This window comes from Sphaerospermopsis torques-reginae ITEP-024 (assembly GCF_019598945.1).
Lineage (GTDB): Bacteria > Cyanobacteriota > Cyanobacteriia > Cyanobacteriales > Nostocaceae > Sphaerospermopsis.
Genome location: NZ_CP080598.1, coordinates 4,804,136 through 4,827,416 on the forward strand (window position 1 = coordinate 4,804,136; position 23,281 = coordinate 4,827,416).

Annotated in this window: 19 protein-coding genes and 1 riboswitch; of the genes, 8 read left to right on the plus strand and 11 right to left on the minus strand. The window is 35.8% G+C overall.

What is annotated here, in order from left to right; all coding sequences use genetic code 11:
* Positions 1–163 precede the first annotated feature (163 nt).
* From K2F26_RS22330 to K2F26_RS22345, 4 genes are all read right to left on the minus strand, one after another.
* On the minus strand, positions 164–970 hold the full coding sequence (locus tag K2F26_RS22330) for a pentapeptide repeat-containing protein (RefSeq protein WP_220609540.1): 807 nt from the start codon (positions 968–970) through the stop codon (positions 164–166).
* Between the two features lie 14 nt (positions 971–984).
* Positions 985–1,623 (minus strand): beta-carboxysome protein CcmP, encoded by a 639-nt coding sequence (gene ccmP / locus K2F26_RS22335; RefSeq protein WP_096570820.1) that lies wholly within the window; start codon positions 1,621–1,623, stop codon positions 985–987.
* Between the two features lie 342 nt (positions 1,624–1,965).
* Complete coding sequence (locus tag K2F26_RS22340) at positions 1,966–3,657, minus strand: RluA family pseudouridine synthase (protein ID WP_220609541.1); 1,692 nt, start codon at positions 3,655–3,657, stop codon at positions 1,966–1,968.
* A gap of 223 nt (positions 3,658–3,880) precedes the next feature.
* The gene (locus K2F26_RS22345; protein WP_220609542.1) at positions 3,881–5,038 is read right to left on the minus strand and encodes a serine/threonine-protein kinase; all 1,158 of its coding nucleotides are present in this window, start codon (positions 5,036–5,038) and stop codon (positions 3,881–3,883) included.
* A gap of 1,061 nt (positions 5,039–6,099) precedes the next feature.
* Between K2F26_RS22345 and K2F26_RS22350 the strand changes: the two genes are divergently transcribed.
* The gene (locus K2F26_RS22350; RefSeq protein WP_246605626.1) at positions 6,100–6,705 is read left to right on the plus strand and encodes a hypothetical protein; all 606 of its coding nucleotides are present in this window, start codon (positions 6,100–6,102) and stop codon (positions 6,703–6,705) included.
* Positions 6,706–7,005: 300 nt separating this feature from the next.
* On the opposite strand, the gene K2F26_RS22355 is transcribed toward K2F26_RS22350, so the two are convergent.
* From K2F26_RS22355 to K2F26_RS22375, 5 genes are all read right to left on the minus strand, one after another.
* On the minus strand, positions 7,006–7,707 hold the full coding sequence (locus K2F26_RS22355; RefSeq protein ID WP_220609544.1) for a DUF6334 family protein: 702 nt from the start codon (positions 7,705–7,707) through the stop codon (positions 7,006–7,008).
* Positions 7,694–7,960 (minus strand): hypothetical protein, encoded by a 267-nt coding sequence (locus K2F26_RS22360; RefSeq protein ID WP_220609545.1) that lies wholly within the window; start codon positions 7,958–7,960, stop codon positions 7,694–7,696. The genes K2F26_RS22355 and K2F26_RS22360 overlap by 14 nt, the downstream gene beginning before the upstream one ends.
* A 162-nt stretch (positions 7,961–8,122) precedes the next feature.
* Positions 8,123–9,307 carry a methionine adenosyltransferase gene (gene metK / locus K2F26_RS22365; RefSeq protein ID WP_220609546.1) on the minus strand — a complete coding sequence of 395 codons (1,185 nt, stop codon included), beginning with the start codon at positions 9,305–9,307 and terminating at the stop codon, positions 8,123–8,125.
* 115 nt (positions 9,308–9,422) lie between these two features.
* Positions 9,423–12,407, minus strand: a complete 2,985-nt coding sequence (locus K2F26_RS22370) for a cation-translocating P-type ATPase (protein ID WP_220609547.1) — start codon at positions 12,405–12,407, stop codon at positions 9,423–9,425.
* A complete protein-coding gene (locus K2F26_RS22375) occupies positions 12,367–12,975 on the minus strand; it encodes a DUF5132 domain-containing protein (RefSeq protein ID WP_220609548.1) in 609 nt (202 codons plus the stop codon). Before K2F26_RS22375 ends, K2F26_RS22370 begins: the two co-directional genes overlap by 41 nt.
* 294 nt (positions 12,976–13,269) lie before the next feature.
* On the opposite strand from K2F26_RS22375, the gene K2F26_RS22380 reads away from it, so the two are divergent.
* Positions 13,270–13,731, plus strand: coding sequence for a pyridoxamine 5'-phosphate oxidase family protein (locus K2F26_RS22380; protein WP_220609549.1), 462 nt, complete (start codon positions 13,270–13,272; stop codon positions 13,729–13,731).
* A 95-nt stretch (positions 13,732–13,826) separates the two neighbouring features.
* Here the strand turns inward: K2F26_RS22380 and K2F26_RS22385 are convergent, their stop codons facing one another.
* The gene (locus K2F26_RS22385) at positions 13,827–14,021 is read right to left on the minus strand and encodes a hypothetical protein (protein ID WP_187040056.1); all 195 of its coding nucleotides are present in this window, start codon (positions 14,019–14,021) and stop codon (positions 13,827–13,829) included.
* A gap of 189 nt (positions 14,022–14,210) precedes the next feature.
* Positions 14,211–14,834, minus strand: coding sequence for an HPF/RaiA family ribosome-associated protein (locus tag K2F26_RS22390; protein ID WP_194052276.1), 624 nt, complete (start codon positions 14,832–14,834; stop codon positions 14,211–14,213).
* A gap of 453 nt (positions 14,835–15,287) precedes the next feature.
* Between K2F26_RS22390 and K2F26_RS22395 the strand changes: the two genes are divergently transcribed.
* From K2F26_RS22395 to cobJ, 6 genes are all read left to right on the plus strand, one after another.
* Positions 15,288–16,496, plus strand: a complete 1,209-nt coding sequence (locus K2F26_RS22395) for a phospholipase D-like domain-containing protein (protein WP_220609550.1) — start codon at positions 15,288–15,290, stop codon at positions 16,494–16,496.
* Between the two features lie 152 nt (positions 16,497–16,648).
* Complete coding sequence (locus K2F26_RS22400; protein ID WP_220609551.1) at positions 16,649–17,488, plus strand: metallophosphoesterase; 840 nt, start codon at positions 16,649–16,651, stop codon at positions 17,486–17,488.
* An 82-nt stretch (positions 17,489–17,570) separates the two neighbouring features.
* A riboswitch (cobalamin riboswitch) is annotated at positions 17,571–17,804 on the plus strand.
* A gap of 38 nt (positions 17,805–17,842) precedes the next feature.
* On the plus strand, positions 17,843–19,396 hold the full coding sequence (cobG, locus tag K2F26_RS22405) for a precorrin-3B synthase (protein ID WP_220609552.1): 1,554 nt from the start codon (positions 17,843–17,845) through the stop codon (positions 19,394–19,396).
* 25 nt (positions 19,397–19,421) lie between these two features.
* Complete coding sequence (locus K2F26_RS22410; protein ID WP_194052286.1) at positions 19,422–20,051, plus strand: precorrin-8X methylmutase; 630 nt, start codon at positions 19,422–19,424, stop codon at positions 20,049–20,051.
* Entirely contained in the window at positions 20,048–20,752 is a 705-nt protein-coding gene (locus K2F26_RS22415) for a precorrin-2 C(20)-methyltransferase (protein ID WP_220609553.1), read from the plus strand. The genes K2F26_RS22410 and K2F26_RS22415 overlap by 4 nt, the downstream gene beginning before the upstream one ends.
* 332 nt (positions 20,753–21,084) lie before the next feature.
* Positions 21,085–22,833: a precorrin-3B C(17)-methyltransferase gene (gene cobJ / locus K2F26_RS22420; RefSeq protein WP_220609554.1), complete on the plus strand. Its 1,749-nt coding sequence runs from the start codon at positions 21,085–21,087 to the stop codon at positions 22,831–22,833.
* Positions 22,834–23,281 lie beyond the last annotated feature (448 nt).

Here is a 23,281-nt window from a genome sequence, read left to right on the forward strand (position 1 = left end):
ACCATAACCACTCAAGAAGTCAAGACCCTTGGAAAATCGTTATCTGAAAAAAACTTATTGACAGTAATTCTCAGACATTTAGCGGGAAAAATGACTTGTGTAACTTTTTTGGCAAAATGCTATTTAAATAATTTATATATTTACGCTGATTAGTTTGCCGATTCTAATCATAGCTAAAAGTAACTGGTATAATTGCATCTTGTAAATTTGCACCTTTGAAGTTAGCACCTGTTAAAATTGCACCTCTGAGATTAGCACCTTGAAGATTTGCACCTGCTAAATTGGCATATTTCAAATTAGCCCCAGTTAAATCAGCATTCGTTAAATTAGCTTCACTCAAATTAGCTCGAAATAGATAAGAACTACCTAAATGTACTCTAGTTAAATTAGCCTTATAAAAATTAGCTTGATAAAGATAACTTTGCATAAGTTCTGCTTCATATAAATTAGCTTCTGAAAAGTCAGCATTAATTAAATTAGCACCCATCAAATTAGCAAAACTCAGATTACTGCGGATGAGTTTACTAGCAGCCAAATCAGCATCTTTTAAATTAGCGTTATGAAAATCAGTACCAATTAAATTAGCGTCTGTGATAATTGCACAGATGAGATTAGCAGCTTTTAAATCAGCACCAATTAAAGTTACCTGAGATAAATTTGCCTGGGTCAAAATGGCATCTTGGAAATTAGCGATACTCAAGTTAGCTTGATAAAAGTTAGCTTCAATTAACTTAGCGTGAGAGAGATTAGCATTACTTAAATTTGCACCTTGAAAATTTGTTCGCACCAGCAGAGCATGACTTAAATTTACCTTATTTAAATTCACACCTTGGAGATTTGCACCCCGGAGGTTTTCTCCTACTAAGTTAGCGGTACTCAAATCAATTTCAATTTCCGGGTTTTCTTTTCTCCATCCTGTCCAAGTGACTGCACCTGATTTTAATAAAGTTAGATGTTGTTGATGTGCCATTTTTATTAATCCTTTTATTCTTGACGCTGACTTTGAGGAGTGCGGCCTGGTACATTTTCAATTGCGGTTAAAGCTCCTGCTGCACCGGCTAAAATATCTCGTTCCGTTCCTCCTAAATAAAGTCGCCCAAAACTGCCGACAGCTTGGACTTCCAGAATATTAATTGCGGCTGCTTTTTCCGCTTCATTAGCTGCCAGTGCAGCGTAAGCAGCGGGTTCAACTTCTAAAACGTAGAGGGTTTGTCCTGCTAATAACAGTTGTCCGCGACGGGTACGGTTGATGAGTTGGGTTTGGTAAGCGTCAATGTTGCGGATGATCTGGCTAGAAACCACACGGGGTTTGAGACAGTCTTCTTTTCTGACTCCTAACAAGTCTAAAATCGCTTGTCCTGCGGCTCGTGTTTCTCCTTGAGAACCGGAATGTATTTCTAAAAGTCCATAGAGTCGTTCTACTATCTGCACTCCCGGACGGACAGAAGCAGATTTTAAGGCTACGTCTGTAACTTTATTGATTTCAATACCGGGTGAGATTTCAATCCACAGGGATGTATCCCCTGGTAATGGTAAAAAACCTTGGGCTACTGTTCCCATATATGCTGCGTGTTGCGGTTGCAGGTTGTCTAGAAATACGAAACTGCGTAATTCTATGCCCAAAGTGTTTTTCTCCAGTTATGAGTATGCAATATATGAGTTTACCGATAAAGGCTACATCTGAGAAGAAGGAGATCAAGGAGTCAGGAGTTCTAGGAGTCAGGAGTTCAGGAGTCAGGAGTTCAGGAGTCAGGAGTCAGTGGTTCGACTTACTTCGACTGCGCTCAGTACAAGTCGCTCACCAACCAGAGGCAGGAGTCAGGAGGTAAAAGTCGAGGCATAGCCTCTTGGTGGCATTCCCAGTCTGAGACTGGGAACGAGATCAACGAGATCACTTCCCCCTGCTCCCTGCTCCCTGTTCCCTGTTCCCTGTTCCCTGTTCCCTGTTCCCTATTCCCTATTCCCTTAAAACGGTGTTACTGTTTGTAAATGCAGATTTTCCCCTGTGTGGGGATGTTTAAATGTGATTTCTCTGGCGTGTAGATGTAATCGAGTAGCGTTAGCATTGCAACCATATAGGCGATCGCCTAATATATTAACTCCCAATCCTGCCACATCCGCAGCATGAACCCGTAACTGATGAGTTCTTCCTGTTAGGGGTTTAAATTCTACACGGGTGTAATTTCCTTTTTTTTCAATAACTCGATATTCCGTAACGCTGGGTTTACCTTTTTCCCAATCTACTTTTTGATAAGGTCGGTTTTCAGGATTTCCCCACAATGGTAAATTAATAATACCTTTTTCTCCTTGTTCTGTGGTCAGTGAACCTGCAATAATCGCTTCATATATTTTATGTATTTGTCGGTTGGCAAATTGCTGATTTAGCTGTGCATAAGTGTTTTTATTCCGTGCTAAGATTAAAATCCCAGATGTTTCTTGATCTAAACGATGCACTGACATTAACTCCCAATCATACAAATTTCGTAAACGACTGAGAACACTATCTTGGTTTTCTACATACCGCCCCGGTACTGATAATAATCCCGGTGGTTTATTTACTGCAATTAACCATTCATCTTGATAAATAATTTCTAAGTTGTAAAAATCAGAAGTTGCAATTTTTAAACCAGATAGCAAAAACCCCATCAACGGTTGACATCTTTCAACACAAGCACCATAAAATTCTCCTGGAATCTTATCTTGAATTGTATCCTGACTTGTATCATGAATTGTATCCTGAATTTTATCATATTCTGAAGATTCACCACACCAAAATTCCGCCATTGCTAGGGGTTTTAATTGATGAGTTGCAGCATAATGTAACAACTTGGGAGCGCAACATTCACCTGTTCCCGTCGGTGTTCCTGTTGGTAGTAATTGTTGGATAGATAAAGATTTTCCCGAAAAATGAGTTAATTTATAAGCTGCGTGCATTTGCTTTTGTAATTCCCTGGATAGCTCTTTTCTCTGTTGTTTAAGTTCTCTAATTCTGCTATCTGCCGCTGTTATTATTTCCTTTAAGGGGTGCAAAATTTCATTTTGACGACGTTTAAGGTATTTTCTTTCAATTCTCTGCTGACGGCTTTCTGCTTCTAGTTCTGCTAAAGCAAGTTCTAACTTTTCTCCTGTGAGGTTTTGTTGATATTGTTGGCGTTTTTCTTGTCGTTGTTTTTTACTATAATTATATTGTAAATTCATGATTTCTAACTGCTGTTTAAATTCAGCAGCTAAGGTTTCATATTGTTGTCGTTCTGGAATTTGTTGAAGTTGAATAATTTCCTGTTTAATTTTTTCCAATTCTGTTAAAGTTTGCTTTTCTGCTAAAGCTATTTCTTGTCTTCCGGGAATAGGTGAAACCCAACCTGCAACTACACTTAAACCATTTAAAAGACCAGAAAAAGCTTTAATAACTCTTTGTTCACCATTGGGTAATTCAACTAATAGAATACCATACATTTTTCCTTCATTTTGATAAATTTTATTTTCCCGAAGTTGCTGCATTAAACCTTTAGCAATAGCTTCACTTAACGCTGTGCGTGGTAATTTCAGAAGTTCCCCTGTTTGGGGACATTTTCCCTCATAGTAATAGTTAGGTGGTGCAAGTTCAATCTCCATATCTGGGTTAATAAAATCTGATAAATGATGTAAAATTACCATCTGAAAATTACCATCTATTTTCTAGTGTTTTTTATAGTAATTTTAATGACTATTGAACATTTATTGAAGATTTAACTTAGCTTATTATTGATGCAATACTGTCTCTTTCAAACTCTCTTACCTTTGTGTACTTTGCGCCCTTTGCGGTTCAATCATAAGCAAACGGACATGATTTTACAAAACAATTACCAAAGTTTCCTTAATTGTTTACTAAATGCTTAAATCATCCATTTCCTAAAAATTTAGCTTTCATTTCTTCCAAGTCTTTATCTATAGCATCGTTATTAGTAGAATTATTAGTAGTAACAGATGGTTGTGGTGTCACATTCTGAGGTTGCACTTTACCACCTGTAAACTGTGTTTTGATTTCTAATAATTCTTGCTCAATTTGACTAGGAGTTTGAGAAGAAACTGTAGGTTGAGAAGTTGAAGGTTTTTGTTTAACTGGTTGAGTAATTATTGTCGGTGGGATAACTGCGGAAGTTTGAATATTTAAATTGTTATTGATGTTATTTACATCTTGCAGAACTTCCTGAGTTGTTTGATAACGCCGACTAGGAATAGTTTCTACCATTTTATCAATTATTCTCCCTAATTCATCACTAACAGCAGTTGGTAAATTTTGTCTCCACACCCAAGCAGCGTTATGAGTATTATAGCTATCAAAAGGCGATCGCCCTGTTAATAAATTAATACAAGTTACTCCCAAACTATAAATATCACTGGCAAAAATTGCCCTTCCCCGCATTTGTTCTGGTGCGACATATTCAGGACTACCTATACTTGTTCCTGTATGATTTAAAGCTGTACTTGTAAAAGATTTTGCAGCCCCAAAATCAACAATTACTAACTTATTATCACTAATACGACGAATAATATTTTCTGGTTTAATATCGCGGTGAATGACTTGTTTACTATGACAAAATTGCAATACATTTAATAAATCATTCAACAATTGGCGAATTTGATTTTCATTAAAAGCACCTTTGTTTATTAATTCATGAGCTAAATTTTGCCCATCAATAAATTCTTGGACTAAATACTGTCTGTCATCTTGAGTACAATAAGCCAGCAGTGCGGGAATTTGGGGATGTGTTCCCAATTCATCTAACTGAATAGCTTCCTGATTAAATAACTCTATTGCTTTTTGTACGGTATTTGTACCTTGAGCTTGGGGAAAAAATTGTTTAATTACACAGGGAGGTTTTGAGGGTTTATCCTCATCCACCGCTAAAAAAGTCCTACCAAAACCACCTTGTCCGATGGGTTTGATAGGGCGGTAACGTTCTTTTAAAAGTAACTTAGTACCGCAAGTTAGGCAAAACTTGACATGATCAGGGTTTTCTGGTTTCGGACAATGGGGGTTAAGACAGTAACTCATAAAGGCGATCGCTCACTTGTCTATATTGTGCCTTGTGCTTTGTTAAATGTTAATTGTTAAGATTATTCAAGAAAAGCATAGTTTAACAAAAAAGATAAACAAATTGGACTTTGATCATCATGGAAAATCAATTTTCTTAGACTCAACAATGATATCCTATTAGTCCCACCCAAGTAGCACAAAATTTACTTTGGGTCTGGACTGATCATAGTTTAACAGCATTTACAGATTGCACATCCAAACAACCAGCTACCATTCCCGAAACAGAACTGGATATTAATGCAAGCGACTGGTTTATGTTTGAAGCACCAGTATGTTAATTATCATTAGCTTGCTGGTAAAATTACTTGTACAATTGGCAGTAATATCAACAATTATTGCTGTTTTTAGTTATTTGGTATTTTGATTTATTATATCATTTGAGACATAGTTTTTTCAGTAGCGTTCCCACAAGAGGTATACCTGGAGTGCAACTGTATGAAAATACAGTAAAAATTGGATAATTAAATAGAATCATATCTCAGGGTAAGATTAATACATGATTATATATCTTACCCTAGTAATTATATTGTGTAAAAATCAGAATTTCTTAAAAGTTTAAAGTTTAATTTGCACAATTTTTTATATTAAATTGATAGAATCTTTATTTTCTTCAAAATTTTATATGTTAAGCTAACCACCATTACGGTAAATAAAGTACCAAAACTTTTTAAAGTGATATCTTCAAGGTATAAACGTTAATTCATGCAAAGGGTAGATAACTTGAAATAAAAGATAATTGTCCCTGCTGAATTAACAATCAAAACGCATCTAATCCAGGTTTTTGGTACTCATACAGGGGCATTTTATTAGTTGGTGAGCAGTCCAGATAGCTAATTATCAATAATAATCATAGACAAAATAAATTTAGCATTATATCTGGACTGATTTAGTAGCCGAAATATCAAAAACTAATTCACTTTTTCCAAACTATTGAGGATTAAAAGATGGTTCTTACTGTTAGAAAAACAATACGTGATCTTGTATTCAGCAATCGCCAATTAGCAAAATTGTACTATTCAGTGAGCTTGACTCAACCCGTGTTACCACACTGGGTTGGTAATGATTACTATCGCACAAAATCCTCATGGGAATTACAACCGCACCTGTGTCCATGTGATATTGAATTAATAGAATATTTGCAAAAATATAATATTCAAGATCGGACAGTATTTCATTTTGGTACAGGCGCTCATCATATTTTAGGATTAGAAAATCAGAAGTTAGCAAAACCTAATGAAATTATTGGTATTACTGCTTCTATTCCTGAACATGAAGCTTATGTGCAAATGTGCCGTAAAAATCGTCATTTGGCTAAATTTTATAAGGTACTTTGTACAGACATTTACACTCTTACGGCTCGTTCTTTACCGATGTTAGATGTGGTTGCACTCTTTCATATTGGTGAATTTTATATGGCTGAAGAAGCTCCTTTTGTCCATCATAATGATGAATCACTGGTTGATTTATTTCTCAGTAAATTGAATCCTGATGGCAAAATTCTGTTCTATACACAGTCTGTAGGTTATGGTAAAGCTGAAGAAATTATTGAATCATTTACAGCCCAAGGTAAAATTTACCTAGTTGAAAAATACAAGAGTCTTTTGGTTTATGCTAAGAAAAAATAAGTTGATTCATATCTTGCACCAATTCCTGGTGATTATAAATCACGGCTATACAAGCTAAGTTCGCCTACGCGGACTCACAGAAACTCAAGGGTTTCAAACCCACGCAGGTGGGTTTTGTATGTATAGCAGTGACTTCCAGTCGCTTCAGCAACTTATTTGGGATAGGTAAGCATTCAGTTTATAAGTTTATATTGGAATGCTTACATTATCCAAATTTTACATTATCCAAATTGTGTATTTAATGGATTTTCTGCTATATCTTTAATTACTGGTTCTAGCATTGCATCTACAATAATGATGTCATCTCATATCCGTTTGAATACTGACCATATCCTCTAATTCTTTAATACGATCAATTAATTTTTGGTAACTCTGGGCTGACATAACAACATTACTATCAGGGTTATCCATAATTTGATGTGATTGCTGATGTTTCATAAATGTATCAACTTTTTCCCCTTCAACACTATTTTCATCTTTAATCATATCTGTAAAAATTTTTAACATTTCAGGATCATCCTTGATAATAGGCAGTTTGACAATCATTTCTATTTGTGATTCAATCAGCCTTTGATTGAAGCTTTTAAGTTTTTTATCTTTCAATATTTTCTCATTCAAAAATACTTTAATAACTGAACCTTCTGCCATAAATGTAATAAGAGGATGTAGAGAATCAAAAGCCAAAATTACCTGATCTTGATAACCTTGAGCATTCTCACATACCCAGACATTCATCAATTTTGTACCTAGAGGAAGTGAACATACTAATTGATTATTACCAACACTATCAGCAGCATGAAGATTTGTAGTTTTTTCTATTGTTACTTCAATTTCATCAGTATCAACAATAGGTGATAAAGTGACCAGGGTAATTTTATGTTCTGGATCTTCAAAATAAAGTTTTACTTCATCAAGACAAAGTTCATCACCACCAAATTCTTGATCTGCAATGGTTGATACTCCTAGTAAAGTTTGCCCAATAGGAAATTCATTGATTGCCATATTTATCACGCTTTTTCCTTGCTTGCTTCAGAATTTTGATAGCAGTTTCCGCGTCTGGATCTCCCGTAGCAGCTAAATTAGCTAACTCTCCCACCCTGAGATTTTGGTAATTGCTGCGTAACTGATTAACCTGTCCTTGTCCTCCACCACGTTCACGAATAGCATCAGCAATGATGTCATCTTTAATATTAACAAGATTGCCAAGTTTCTTCATGCTACCAGGTGTGAGTTTAATACCCTCCTGTTCATCCATTGCGTAAATGCTAATTGAGTTACTAATTGAGTTATATGATTTGAGTAGATTTTATACAACTAAAACATAGCATTTATACTACTAAGTTATCTCACTTACTTAATATTATTTAATGAACAGGGAATTGATAAAAGATTTCTCTGATAATTATTAACCCCAAATTCAAAATACACCCACCTTATCCAACTTTTCCCAAGGTAATTCTATATCACTTCTACCCACATGACCATAAGCAGCAAGCTTGCGATAAAAACCACCTTTAGTTAAAGAAGGTAAAAACCTTAAATTAAATTGTTTAATAATTCCTGCTAACCGAAAATCAAAATGCTTCTCTAAAATTGCCGTTATTTCCTCATCATAAATCTTCCCAGTGCCAAAAGTTTCTACCTGTACACTCACAGGTCGAGAAAGTCCGATAGAATAACTTAATTGTACTTCGCACTCATCAGCTAATTTAGCAGCAACAACATTTTTAGCTGCATATCTAGCAACATAAGCCCCAATTCTATCTATTCTAATGGGGTCTTTACCACTTAACGCCGAACCGCTATGTTTAGAATATTCCCCATAGGTATCAATGGCGTTTTTTCTACCTGTTAAACCTGCATGAGTAGTAGGACCACCAATAATAAATGGTCCATCAGGATTAATAAATATTCTAGTTTTAGCATCAGGTTTAATTGCTTCATTTGCAAACACAGGAGCAATTACAGTTTCTCTAATATCATCTTGTAATTGTTGTAAATTTGGTTTGGCAGATTGATTTTGACTAGCGATAACTGTAATACTGTGAATCCTATAAGGTTGACGATTTTTATATTCAACACCTACCTGAGTTTTACCATCTGGGGTAAGATAAGGGAGGATTTTTTGCTTTCTCACTTCACTAATTTGTCTAGCTAATTTATGTGCTAACCAAATCGGTAAAGGCATAAAATTATAAGTTTGATTGCAAGCAAAACCAAAAACTGTAGCTTGATTCTTGACAGTAATTTTCTCTATTTCCGTATCAGATAAAATTTTCTCATCAAATAAATGATGTTCTTCAGGAGGCAATTCTGTTAAGCTGGTTAAAATACTGCAATTCTTACCATTAAATTCCGTTTGTTGATAACCAACTTGTTCAATTACCTGCCTAGCAATATTAGTAAAATCCACATTGGCACTAGGTTCAAATCTGGCAGCAATAAAAACAATACCCGTTGACACAGCACATTCTGTAATAATTCTCCCATAAGGATCTTGTTGTAAAAACCTATCTACAATAGCATCACTAATTTGATCGCAAAGTTTATCAGGATGCCCTTCTGTTACAGATTCCGACGTAAACATAAAATCCTTTTTCATAATTTTTACCTGAGAAATATTTTGATAAATGTTTGTAGATAGCACCAAAACAGATCCCCGAATTCTGAAATAAACTTATAATTTATTGACAAGATAAATAAAGAAGTCAGGGATATTATCGCATGGGAATATTTTTAGTCCCTTCATTCACTAATAGCGGCAACAAAGCACCACCAGAAATTACAGCAGTATCAACCATATTCAAAGGCGAAATCTTCAACAAACTCCGTAACTGTGGCACAGCTAAAGCCAAAATTTGAATACCAAAAGAACCAACAACAGCAGTCGTTAAATAAGGATTAGGCGGTAATTTTTCCTGACTAAAAATACTGTGTTTTTCAGAACGACTGCTAATAGTATGTAATAACTGCCCAGAAGTCAAAGTCATAAAAGCCAAGGTACTAGCTTGAGGACTAATTCCATATTTAAAAATACCGTAACCATAAGCAGCTAAGGTACTAATAGAAATGACAGCAGATTCAAACGCAATTCTCCCAAAATCGGTATTTTTAATAATAGGTTCATTCGGGTTACGAGGAGGTTGATTTAATACATCTGGTTCTGGTGCTTCCATAGCTAAAGAAAGTCCAGGGAAAATATCAGTTACTAAGTTCAACCATAGCAGTTGAATTGCGTTTAAAGGTTCACCAATACCCACTGCGGTAGCGGTTGTCATGACCATAATTTCGCTGAGATTTGTAGCTAAGAGAAAATGTACAGATTTTCTAATGTTGTTGTAAATTGTTCTGCCTCTACTAACCGCAATCATCATTGTTTCTAATCTGTCATCTTCTAAGACAATATCAGCAACTTCACGGGCAACATCTGTACCTTCTTTACCCATTGCTACACCGACTTGAGCAGCTTTTAATGCGGGTGCGTCGTTAATACCATCACCGGTCATAGAAACAACTTTGCCCGATGTCTGCAATGCTTGAACAATTTGCAGTTTATTACTAGGACTAATGCGGGCAAAAACGTCTACTTTGTCGCTGAGTGCTGCTAATGCTTCGGGAGTGAGATTATTGAGGTTGTTAGAGTCAAGAATTTCTAATTGAGGATGTCGATTTAATTCTAATTCTTTGGCGATCGCATAAGCTGTAGGACTTTGATCACCAGTAATCATTACCGTATTAATTCCCGCTTGATGGAAGTCTGCAATTAATTCTTTTGCACCTTTTCTAATTGGATCAGCCATCCCCACCAAACCCAACCAAATTAAATCTGATTCATGATTATTTTGATTATTATTATTATCTACTTCCTCAATATAACCATAAGCTACACCCAAAACTCTTAAAGCTTTTCCTGCTAAACGATCATTTTCTATTTCTATTTTCTGACGTTCTTCTACTGTCAAAGGTACAACTTCACCATTTTTCATCCACCGATGACAAAGTTGTAAAACTTCCGCAGGATTTCCTTTAACTGCCACCATTTGCTGACAATTATGAGTGGCATGAATTGTACTCATGAGGTTGCGATTTTCTGAACGCAAATTAGTTTGCAGCAAAGGATATTTTTCTTTCAATGCCATTACATCTACACCCGCACTAATGGCTGTGTAAATCAAAGCATTTTCTGTAGCTGAACCTGTAACCAGATATTCACCATCATGATTTTGAATAACTTCACTTTCATTACAAAGAATTGCCACATGAATTAATTTTAATAATTCATTATAGTTGTAGGGATTAATAATTTTTTCCCCAGTAATAAATTCACCATCCCTGACTTGAATATGTTTACTTTCGGTGACTATTTCTACCACTGACATTTTATTTTCTGTGAGAGTTCCGGTTTTATCTAAACAAATAGTTTGCACAGAACCCAAAGCTTCTACTGCATTTAAACTGCGAACAATAACTTTATTTTTTCGCATATCACGAATGCCTAAAGCAAGGGTTGTGGTAGCAATTGTTGGTAAACCTTCGGGTACTGCTGCAACTGCTAAAGATATAGAAGATTGCAAAATTGCTAATAAATTATATCCCCGTAAAACTCCCATTCCAAACACTAAACCACATAATCCTATACTAATAAAAACCAGTTGACTACCCACTTGATCTAATTGTTTAGCAAGGGGAGTTTGGGTTGTTTTTGCTTCAGTAACTAATTGCTGAATTTTACCCATTTCGGTAAATCTGCCTGTAGCAACTACCGCTGCTAAACCCTGTCCATTAATAACTAATGTACCTTTATAAATCATATTCAAACGATCAGCTAAAGGTACATCTTCACCATGTAATAATGTGGTATTTTTAGTAACGGGAACACTTTCCCCTGTTAAAGCAGATTCATCAATAGTTAAATTATCAACTTCAATAATTCTCGCATCTGCGGCAATATAACTACCAGGTTGAAGAACTAAAATATCTCCTAAAACTACATTTTCTGTAGGTATTTCTTGTAGTTTATTATCTCTAATTACCCAAGTTGATTTTTCTGAGCGATTTTTTAGAGAATTAATAATGCGTTCTGACTGACTTTCTGTAACATAACCAATAGCAGCATTTAAACCCACTACACCCAAAATTACTACAGCATCAATAATTCCCCCAGTGAAAATAGAAATTCCCGCAGCCACACCTAATAAAGCAACTGGTAATGATTTAAACTGCTCAATTAACATCCTGATTTCTGAGCGTGTTACTGTTGCTGATAACAGATTTTTACCATATTTATTCAGGTGTTTATTGGCAGTTTCATTAGATAATCCTGAGCAATGGGAAGTATTTAATGATTGCAGAACATTATCCGCTGTCATTAAATGCCAATTTTCGGTTTTTTGCTCTTGCTTGGATACAGTTAACTTATCTTTTTTGGTAGGTTTTGCTAATATATTAACATCAGTAACTCCAGCCTTATCTTTATATGCCGATAAAGCTTTATCAATAAAATATGCAATTTTTCTATAGCTAACATCTGGTTGAAAAATAACCAAAATATTGCTAGTTAACACATTAGCAGCAACAGAAATAATTTCTGGGTAATTAGCAAGCGATCGCTCCAAATATATCTTTAATGACTGCGAACGATAAAGTTCATCAATTTTATATCTAGCTCTCCCTGTGACACTGCTGTGTATTATTTGAATCACTACTTTGTTGCTCCTGAAATTCCATTGAAACAGTATTAATTGATAAATTTGTTAATTGAGTTTCATCCTCAAAATTTAGTCTGGTAAAAATATCAAAAGCATACCAAGCCAATATATACCAAGGTATTTCTTCTAATTGAAATCCTTTTCTTAACAATTGTTGCAGCGAAAGTAAACCAATTCCTAAAGGTAATATTACTCGTAAATCAGCAACACCATTAGTCATTCTTGCCACATCTGCATTAATATCAGAGATGACATTTATAAAATCTTTTGCTGCTTCTGATTTACCATTTGTGAAATAATTTCCATAAGTTCTAGATTGACTTCTAGATTGAGTTCTAGATGGAAAACTTTCTGGTTTCTCCTTTCTTGCATCTGCGGTTACTTTTTCCACCGTTTCACCCATTTCGGCAACTGCATCCTTAACTTTTTCAGAAAACAAAATACTATCTTTAATAGTATTTTGGACTACAGGTTGTTTCATTGCTGATGCAATCGGTAAAATCACAGGTGAAAAGACAATTGCTGTCAAACCTTCAATAATTGTGTCTAATGTAGATGCCATTTTTACATCTCTCCTATTATTAATTTATCCAGTCAATCACTAAAATAGTATAAAAAAATAGTATAAAAATTACTAGCTATTGCCATCATCCTCAAGTTACATAATTATTTGTAATTCCTAAACAAAATTATCATTTTTCTCTAATTTTTTTCTAAAAATATTCCTTTAGTTATACACTAAGCAACTTAATTACTAAGGTGAGAATTACACCTATAGACTAATGTAATAGCAACCTAAAAACATTAATACTAAAAAAGATATGAGCTAACCATTACTAAATAAAAAAATACCTAAATGGCAAATTCACAAGAACACAATCAAAAAACTCATCAGTTGCGTACACTGATTAAAGACATTGACAATGCCATGTTAACTACAGTCGATGATGATGGTAGTTTGCATAGTCGTCCTATGTCAATTTTTAGCGACATTGATGCAGATGGTAAACTTTGGTTTTTTACCTTTGCTGATTCTCATAAAGTCTTAGAAATTCAACGTCGTCAACAAGTAAATGTGAGTTTTTCTTCACCTGATCAACAGCGATATATTTCTATTTCCGGTACAGCAGAACTGGTGAGAGATAGAAATAAATTACAAGAAAAATGGAAACCCGAATTACAAACTTGGTTTCACAAAGGAATAGATGAACCGAATATTGCTTTGCTAAAAGTCAATATTAACAAAGCAGATTATTGGGAAAGTCCATCAAGTTTTAGACCACAAACAATTAGTTTTTTAGAACTATCACACCGTTAAGGTAGAATCTAGCGAAGCATTCAAAAAATAGCCTGGGAGAAAAATTGATCATTGTTCGCCCGAATGCTTCGCCCTTGGAAAAAAATTGATATTGATCATTTTTTTGAACTATTTTTGTCAATCTGCTCAATTAATTTTTCTGCCATTTCTACAGATGCAATAATTAATTTTTGTTCCAAATTTCCATAACCTCCCTCATCACTAACTTGGGGGTAAATGTGAGGATTAGATAGCATTGCTGCCAGTAATTGAGATGCTGTTTTTTTCAATTCATCAATTTGTGTATTCATATCCTTTCCAGCCAATAAGTGATCAATTGATAATTGATATTAACAGTTGATAATTTACTATTGTATTCAAACTTGAAAACCTCTCCTTTGAAGGTGAAAAAATCAAAAAATCTGCTGTTTTTATTCTTTTACAGGGAGAGGCAATAATTAATTATCAATTGTTCATTGTCAATTGTCCATTATTAAATCCTACCAATCTAAAGGAGTTTCCACCAATTTTTCTGAAGATTTACCAGCACGCACACCAGGTTTATCAACTATTTTTACAGTGCTTGCTTGCGGTCCTTCTTCCCCATCTTCTAAGGAAAAATGCACACCAGTACCAATTTCTAAACGGTCAAATTCGTGATGTAAAACACTATTTTGGTGAAAATATATTTCCCGTCCATCTAAAGTTTTCAGAAAACCATAGCCATCTTCTCGAAATAATTTTGTTACCAAACCTGTACTTTCTTGAGCTTCCTCATATCTGCCAGATTGTTCACTTGCACGTTGCAGTTGAGTCAGTTTAACTAACTGCTGACGCATAGCATCAAAAGTTTCTCTCACTACTGCATCTAACGGTTGATATTGAACACCCTCACCAGGATTTTTTTCCGCTGCTAGTTCATGGCCAGGCGGAACAGTCAAATCAATTCTCACTCGATAAGGAGAACCACTACGGGGACGATCATGGATTTTTTCAATAGCAATATGACAGCTATTGATGTAATTACAAATATTCTCTAGTTTGGCAATTTTTTCATGAACTAAATTATCAATTGCCTCTGATTTATCTAAATTACGATAGGTAATTTCTGGTTGAATTTTCATACCTTTCTAATCCAAATACTCTCATCCAAATACAAACAAAATACAAAAATGTCGCAACTTACTGGATAGATCCTCGACTTATTTATTTAAGAAGTCGGGGATCTGGATATTAAGTTCTTTAAGCTTGAGTTACTTATCTTTTTATATTTATTGTACATTAATCAATTCTAAACAAAAAAATAATTATTTTTCTTCAACCCAAGGCTAGATATTTTTCAACTAAGTATATACCAAAAGTATGATTTGACTGGTCAATAGGCAAGAATTTTATTTATAATAAAATTATACTTTATACTAAAATTTGTTGTTAAAATAGGTCAAACATTGCATTTTAATTCCAACTTAATTTGGTACATAATCTGGCTCATTGGCGGATTTATCCTGGTTTTATTGGTACTGGTTTTATTCATCCTGTATTTAAGAATTGCTTGGCATAAAAAAGTTAAGTACAGAATGGTAGATGTTCCCAGTTTGGATGAACCTCATTTTCTGCCAGCAATGATGAGTGTGTCAAATTCACTCCTTACATCTGGTTATTTACAACAATTTTGGTTTGATATAGATGCTATTTATAAAGCTAGACTAGAGGCAGTAAAACGCGCTCAAAAAACAATTCATTTTGAAACATTTTTCATGACTCCTGGCCAGCGGACTGATGAATTTGCTACAGCATTAATTGAGCGATCGCAAGCTGGAATAGAAGTGCTATTTATAGCAGATTGTATGGGGGTAAACTCAATTTCTCCGCAATATTGGCAACGTTTAAAAGCTGGAGGTGTTGCAGTCAGATTTTTTCATCAATTTAATTGGCAAGCACCCTTTACTTATAACATCCGCACCCACCGCAAATTATTATTAATTGATGGAGAAATTGCCTTTGTTGGTGGTATGGGAGTTTCTGATCATTGGGATGGCATCATGCCTAAAAAAATTATCCCCCCTTGGTTAGATTTGGAAATTTGTTTTACCGGGCAAATTGTTGTTATCCTAGAAGGAATTTTCATGCAACATTGGTTGTATGAAGGTGGTGTAGCCAGTCTCAGAGCAGAACTATTTAAAACTCCAGATGTCGGTGGTTTAAATAATAGTTTAAATAATAGTTTAAATAATAGTTTAACTATGCTAGTAACCCCTAGTAGTTCACCATCTCCAAGTTCTTCTATCTGCGCCCTTTTTTATACAGCTTTCCTAGCCGCAAAAAAACGCATTTGGATAGCTAGTCCCTACTTTTTACCTGATAGTAACTCTTGGCGAGCTTTATTACAAGCAAAAAAAAGAGGCGTTGATCTTCGTATTCTCACAATGGGATCAAGAAATGATAAACCCTTAGTCTATTATGCAGTACGTCAAGGTTATGGAGATTTATTAAAAGCAGGAATAGAAATCTATGAATATCAACCCAGCATGATGCACGCCAAAGTTTTACTTATTGATGATAATTTTGTCAGTACAGGTAGCACCAACTTAGATCCCCGCAGTATGTTTCATAATGATGAATTGAATATTTCTTTATCTGAGTCTAAATTAGCTCAATTTGTGGAACAGTTTTTTATGAATGGTTTCTCTCGCAGTCATCAGATTAATATATCAGAATGGAGAAAAAGAAGTATTAAACAAAAGTTGTTAGGTAGATTAATGTTATTTTTGCGTTGGCAATTATAAAAGGTAATAATTCAGGAGTCATTCAATTTTGGATTTTAGATTTTAGATTTTAGATTTTGGATTGGTGCTACGGTTAAATCCAAATCCGTTGGCTTTTACCATCAAGACATTCTCTCGCCGATATTTAGAAAATAAAATTTGAGTACATAAATATGATCAAAATACTTTCAGAACCATTAAGCATAGAATCCTTAAATGTAAAAATCAACGGATTACCTAAATATCTACAAAACACTAAAATTGTACAACTTTCAGATTTTCATTATGATGGTTTATTACTAGCAGAAGATTTACTCGCACAAGCAATAGATTTCACCAATCAACTCAAACCAGATTTAATAGTATTAACAGGCGATTTTGTTACTCATAATCCCCAACCAATTTATCAACTAGCCAAACAGTTAAAACATCTGCAAAGTCGCGCTGGTGTTTATGCTATTTTGGGCAATCATGACCTTTATTATACTCACTCCCAAACAGAAATTACTAAAGCTTTAACAGGTGTAGAAATTGAGGTACTTTGGAATCAAATCGCCTATCCTTTAGGTTCACATTTAGCATTAGTAGGACTCGCTGATTTCTGGTCTCCAGAATTTCATCCAGCACCTGTAATGAATTCCTTAGATATTCATATTCCCCGTATTGTTTTATCACATAATCCTGATAGTGCAGTAGTTTTGCAAAATTGGCGCGTAGATTTACAATTATCAGGACATACTCACGGTGGTCAAATTGTGATTCCCGGTGTAGGTTCTTTACCAAATTGGATTTCTTCTTCCCGTCACAAAATACCTGAATTGTTTTGGCCTTGGATACCTTTTATGGAGGGTAAATGGCCAAAAGTCGTAGAAAATTGGCAATGGAGTCAAGGACTACATCAAATAACGACAAATCTAGGTACAAATCAATTGTATGTCAATCGTGGTTTAGGAACTTTCCCCCCCGGACGTTGGTATTGTCCACCCGAAGTAACAGCTATTACACTGGTTTAAAGGAGTCAGGAGTCAGGAGTCAGGAGGATGAACAAATAATTTTCTGTTCCCAATTCCCTATTCCCAATTCCCAATTACCTTTCCAAAAATTCTTTCTTATGGTATAGTTCAAAATCTTAGATTTGGGAAACTCCGGTTAAATTCCGGGACTGTGCCGCAGCTGTAAAGCAATGTCAGATTTTAGATTGCTGATTTTAGATGATTGATACTGAGAAAAACCTTGTAACAAAATAAGGGTAATCAGAAAATCCAAAATCCAAAATCTAAAATCCCAAATTGAACAAGTCAGAATGCCAACTCTAGGAAATTTATCCCTGTTCTGTCTCCGCGTCGCACGGGGAAGGAGTGACCATTTTGTTAAGTCCATTTACAGCTTGTCCAGGTTTATTTTACACCACACCAGCCCAAGATGGGATCTTATCTCGCCTAAGAATACCTGGTGGCATTTTGAATAGTGAACAGCTACACGCGATCGCCAATATAGCGGATAATTATGGAGGCAGCTATGTTGATGTTACCAATCGCGCTAATTTACAAATCAGAGAAATTAAACAAGAAATAAATATTGATATTCTCCAGCAATTACAAAAAATGGGATTAGGTTCTATTAATCCTGCTGTAGACCATATTCGCAATATTATGACGAGTCCCATTGCGGGTATAGACTCTCAAGAATTAATAGATACTCATCCTCTAGTGAAAGCTTGGGATGAATACATCACAAAAAATTCCCATTTAGGTGGACTTTCGGCAAAATTTAGCGTTGGCTTTGATGGTGGTGGTAAACTTTCTCTGCAACATTTCCCCAATGATATCACTTTTACTGCTGTTCAGGTTTATCAGGGGGGTAGGAAAGAACCGAAGTTCTTTCCTACGGGGAAATGGGGACATGAATTAGTATATCTCATTTTGCATTTTTGTGGTGGTGAAAAAGAAAAATTTTTTATAAATACAGAAATTTTATTAACACCCGCACAATGTATACCATTTTTAGGTGCTTTAGCAGAGGTTTACTTACAGCATACAGATCCTAGTAGCCGACGTAAACCACGCTTGCGGGAGGTTATTGATAATTTGGGCTGGGAAAATTATTTACAACAAGCTACAGAGTATTTAACTGCAAATAGTTTCCAGGTAGCCAAAGAAATAGCATCTCAAAATCTCACACAAATAAGCAAACTCGCAAATTTACATGATGAAGCTAAACATAATAATCATAAAATCTACCATATTGGCATACATGAACAAAAACAATCAGGATTATATTATATCGGTGTTGTTTTACCCTTGGGACGGTTGCAAACTTGGCAAATGCGGGGTTTAGCTGATTTAGCCGCCAAATATGGTAATAGTAATCTCAGACTCACACCTTGGCAGAATTTACTAATCACAAATATTGCCCAAGAACACATTGCACAAGTGCAAAGAGAAATTGCCCATCTAGAACTGAGTTATTCAGCTACCAACATTAAAAGCGGGTTAGTTTCCTGTTCAGGAAAGCGGGGTTGTGCTGCTGCTGCGACAGACACCAAAACTCACGCTTTAACATTAGGAGAATATTTAGAAACTCACATCACCTTAGATTCTGCTATTAATATTCATTTTAGTGGGTGTGTTAAATCTTGCGCTCAACATCATCAAAGTGATATTACATTGCTAGGAGTGAAAATTGAGGCAGAAAATGAATCCAGGGAAGGATATCAAGTGTATCTTGGTGACGATACCTTACAACAATTTGGTCGTCCAATTTATGAAAATGTGACTTTTGCCGAATTACCTCAACTCATGGAACGAATGTTAAAAGTGTATCAAATGAAACGGGTTAGTTCTCAAGAATCATTTAGAGAATTTGCCAATCGTTATGATATATCTGAACTCAAACAATTGTTCACTGTTCAATCCATTTAAGTCTCAAATTCCAAATATCGAAGCTATGTATAATTATATACGCGATGCCGAAGAAATATACAGAAAATCTTTTGCCATTATTCGCTCAGAAGCTAAATTAGATACCTTACCGGATGATGTAGCGCAAATTGCTGTTCGTTTAATTCATGCCTGTGGAATGCCGGATATAGTTCCAGAGTTAGCATATTCACTTAATGCCGTGGATGCAGGTAGAAAAGCCTTAGCATCTGGCGCACCAATTTTATGCGACTGTCACATGGTTGCACAAGGCATTACCAGAAAAAGATTACCCACCAATAATGCAATTATTTGTTCTTTGAATGATCCAGAAGTACCAACAATAGCCAAACGCTTGGGAAATACCCGATCAGCAGCAGCTTTAGAACTGTGGCGGTTTCATTTAGATGGGGCAGTTGTGGCTATTGGTAATGCACCCACAGCCTTATTTAGATTATTGGAAATGCTAGATGAGGGAGTACCACGTCCGGCATTAATTTTAGGTTTTCCCGTGGGGTTTGTCGGTGCGGCCGAATCAAAAGTCGCTTTAGCAGAAGATAGTCGTGGTGTGCCATTTATGACTTTACATGGGCGACGGGGTGGCAGTGCGATCGCCTCTGCTGCCATTAACGCCATAGCAACCGAGGAAGAAATATGAACTCAAAAGGTCGTCTGTATGGAGTTGGTGTTGGTCCTGGAGATCCAGAACTATTGACATTAAAAGCATTACGCTTAATACGTTCGGCCTCTGTTATTGCCTATCAATCAGCAATAGACCGGGAAAGTATCGCCAGAAAAATCGTGTCGCCATACTTACCCGGTAATCAAATAGAAGTTTTATATCATCTTCCCCGCGCCCTAGAACCAGAAAAAGCCAAAGATATTTATGAAACAGAAGTTGAACCCATTGCCGCACATCTAGCAGCCGGTCGGGATGTCGTTGTATTGTGTGAAGGCGATCCGTTTTTTTACGGTTCTTTCATGTATATCTTCACTCGTTTATCTGAGAAATATCAGACGGAAGTTGTCCCTGGCATTTCTTCCTTAATGGCCTGTCCAGTATCCTTGGGTGTACCCTTCACCTACTACAACGATATTCTCACAGTTCTACCTGCCACGCTGCCCACAGAAATGCTAACTGCCCAACTGCTGGCCACAGATGCAGCGGCAATAATGAAACTTGGCCGTCATTTTGTCAAAGTGCGTGATATCCTCCATCAATTAGGATTGCATACACGCGCCAAATATATTGAACGGGCAACAACCACACAGCAAAGAATTGTACCTTTACATGAAGTAGATCCCGCAAAAGTCCCCTATTTTTCTATGATAGTTATACCGACGAAGCAAAGACTTTAATGAGTTCAATGAGTCAGGAGTCAGGAGTCAGGAGTCAGGAGGCTGGGGAAGAAAGGGAGGTTAACCCAGTCACCAGTCAATACTTTTTGGTTAAGCCCAAAACAACGAAATAACGTAGGTTGGGTTGAACGAAGAGAAACCCAACAAACCCTTGTAAATGTTGGGTTTCGTTCCTCAACCCAACCTACAAAAATCTTTAAGCAGTCACCAGTCACCGCGCAATAGTAAGTTAAGAGTCTTGACTTCAGCCTGAAAACCTGATATTGTATATCTTGATAAGGAAGAACTATCTTAAAATAAGTAAAAAATAAGTAAATAAGTTTAAATATTAAATGAAAACAAGGTTGACACCTGCCGTTGTCATACTGTGTCAAAATAGTATCACAGTAGCAAGGCAAATTATAAGTATTTTACCAGGATCGAAATTATACGGTTTAGCAAGTCGTACCTGTGATGTGGATGTAAGTTTTACAAACTTTGGCGATACACTGCGCGAGTTGTTCGCCGCTGGCACACCGATAATTGGTATATGTGCGGCTGGGATTATAATTAGAACTTTAGCACCACTGATTACAGATAAAAGTCAAGAACCACCAGTATTAGCTGTAGCTGAAGATGGGAGTGCAGTTGTGCCGCTTTTGGGTGGACTAAGTGGAGTAAACGACTTAGCACGACAAATAGCAGTAGCTTTAAAAGTACAACCTGCCATTACCACTACAGGAGATTTGCGTTTTCGGACAGCGTTGTTATCTCCTCCTTTTGGATATCATTTAGCTAACCCAGAAAATGCCAAAAAATTTATATCTGACTTATTAGCAGGCGCAAAAGTTAAATTAGCAGGAACAGCACCTTGGTTAAGTGAAAGTAACTTACCGATAGATGAAAATGGGGAGTTAACTATTGAGGTGACAGAAAAAAACATAATTCCTCAACCTGACTGTTTAGTTTATCATCCCCAAAAAGTAGCGATCGCCATTACTTCCCCCAACTCAGGAACACTTAGCCACATTTACGAACTACTAGAAGAAGCGCAGGTTTCACCCAAAGCAGTCGCAGTTATTCTTGCACCTCTTTACCTCGCTGCTGATCCCATAGTTGAAAACATCGCCCACATTTTTCAAGTACCTATTCGGTTTTTTGCAGTCAGTCAACTGACAAAATTTACCACCCAAGGATACTGTTTTCATGAAGCAGTTGTTTGTGCAGGTACAGAACCAAATAACAAATTTTTGTGTTCTGCATTTTCCCAGATTACTCTGAGTATTTCTCCAGAAATTATCAACCCCGAAACCATCGGACAACCACAGGGAAAATTAGCCATTATTGGTACTGGACCTGGTGCATCAAAATGGATGTCACCCGAAGTTAAAGAAATTCTCAATCATGCTACTGACTTAGTAGGTTATAAAACTTATATCAATTTAATTGGTACATTAGCTGACGGTAAAAAAATTCATGAATCTGATAATAGAGAAGAAGAAGCACGGGCAAAAATGGCCTTAGACTTAGCAGCAACAGGTAAATATGTAGCAGTAGTTTCTTCAGGAGATCCCGGTATTTATGCAATGGCCACCGCAGTTTTTGAAGTCATAGATAAATATCAACAACCAGAATGGCAAACAATTGATATTCAAGTATCCCCTGGTATTTCCGCCATGCAAGCCACCGCAGCAGCTATTGGCGCACCTTTAGGACATGACTTTTGTGTAATTTCTCTTTCTGACATTTTAAAACCTTGGGAAATTATCGCCCAACGTATTACAAACGCAGCCCAAGGTGATTTTGTAATTGCATTTTATAATCCTATTTCCAAAGAAAGAACTTGGCAATTAGAAGAAGCGAAAAATATCTTGCTCAAATATAGAAAACCAGATACTCCAGTAATATTAGGGTGGAATATTGGCAGACCAGGACAAACGGTAAAAGTCATTACTTTGGAACAATTAGAACCAACAGATGCTGATATGCGAACCTTGATTATTGTTGGTTCTTCCCAAACTCGGAAAATTGAAAACAGTGATAGTGATAAAGATATACGGGTTTATACACCACGTCGTTATCAATTGATAATTGACAATTGATAATTGACAATTGTTTCATTCCAGGTTCATTGTTAATTGTCCATTATTGCAAATTCGTGATCCTAAATAAAGCCCCAAGAATAACAGATTATTCTCAGGGCTTGTCATACCTGACCACCTTTACCTTTTTAATTTAATTTAATTTATAAAGAGCATAAATATTAAGAAATTAAAGACATAAATATCGGAATTATGTCCTAAAAATAAGTGACTGATTTTAGTAATTTTTGCTATGCTATTAGACAAATTGTTTTATATAAACAACCAAAATATTTATCAGGTGATTTTTCTGTTGATATTTCCTAGAAAATCGTCAAGATTCAGAAGATAGAATATCCTTAACCCAAGTTGTGCTAACAAAAGTCAAAATCATCATCGGTGTTAAAGTCAGACTTGATAATTTATCTACAAAATTGTTTCTCTGTAATTACAAATTTGACAAAAATTC

Coding starts and splice junctions, on each gene's coding strand:
- K2F26_RS22375 (WP_220609548.1), bottom strand. CDS start 12,975: ATGGCATCTACATTAGACACAATTATTGAAGGTTTGACAGCAATTGTC.
- K2F26_RS22360 (WP_220609545.1), bottom strand. CDS start 7,960: ATGGATGAACAGGAGGGTATTAAACTCACACCTGGTAGCATGAAGAAA.
- K2F26_RS22385 (WP_187040056.1), bottom strand. CDS start 14,021: ATGAATACACAAATTGATGAATTGAAAAAAACAGCATCTCAATTACTG.
- metK (WP_220609546.1), bottom strand. CDS start 9,307: ATGAAAAAGGATTTTATGTTTACGTCGGAATCTGTAACAGAAGGGCAT.
- K2F26_RS22380 (WP_220609549.1), top strand. CDS start 13,270: ATGGCAAATTCACAAGAACACAATCAAAAAACTCATCAGTTGCGTACA.
- K2F26_RS22415 (WP_220609553.1), top strand. CDS start 20,048: ATGAACTCAAAAGGTCGTCTGTATGGAGTTGGTGTTGGTCCTGGAGAT.
- K2F26_RS22330 (WP_220609540.1), bottom strand. CDS start 970: ATGGCACATCAACAACATCTAACTTTATTAAAATCAGGTGCAGTCACT.
- K2F26_RS22395 (WP_220609550.1), top strand. CDS start 15,288: ATGGTAGATGTTCCCAGTTTGGATGAACCTCATTTTCTGCCAGCAATG.
- K2F26_RS22355 (WP_220609544.1), bottom strand. CDS start 7,707: ATGGCAATCAATGAATTTCCTATTGGGCAAACTTTACTAGGAGTATCA.
- cobJ (WP_220609554.1), top strand. CDS start 21,085: ATGAAAACAAGGTTGACACCTGCCGTTGTCATACTGTGTCAAAATAGT.
- K2F26_RS22410 (WP_194052286.1), top strand. CDS start 19,422: ATGTATAATTATATACGCGATGCCGAAGAAATATACAGAAAATCTTTT.
- K2F26_RS22390 (WP_194052276.1), bottom strand. CDS start 14,834: ATGAAAATTCAACCAGAAATTACCTATCGTAATTTAGATAAATCAGAG.
- K2F26_RS22340 (WP_220609541.1), bottom strand. CDS start 3,657: ATGGTAATTTTACATCATTTATCAGATTTTATTAACCCAGATATGGAG.
- K2F26_RS22345 (WP_220609542.1), bottom strand. CDS start 5,038: ATGAGTTACTGTCTTAACCCCCATTGTCCGAAACCAGAAAACCCTGAT.
- K2F26_RS22400 (WP_220609551.1), top strand. CDS start 16,649: ATGATCAAAATACTTTCAGAACCATTAAGCATAGAATCCTTAAATGTA.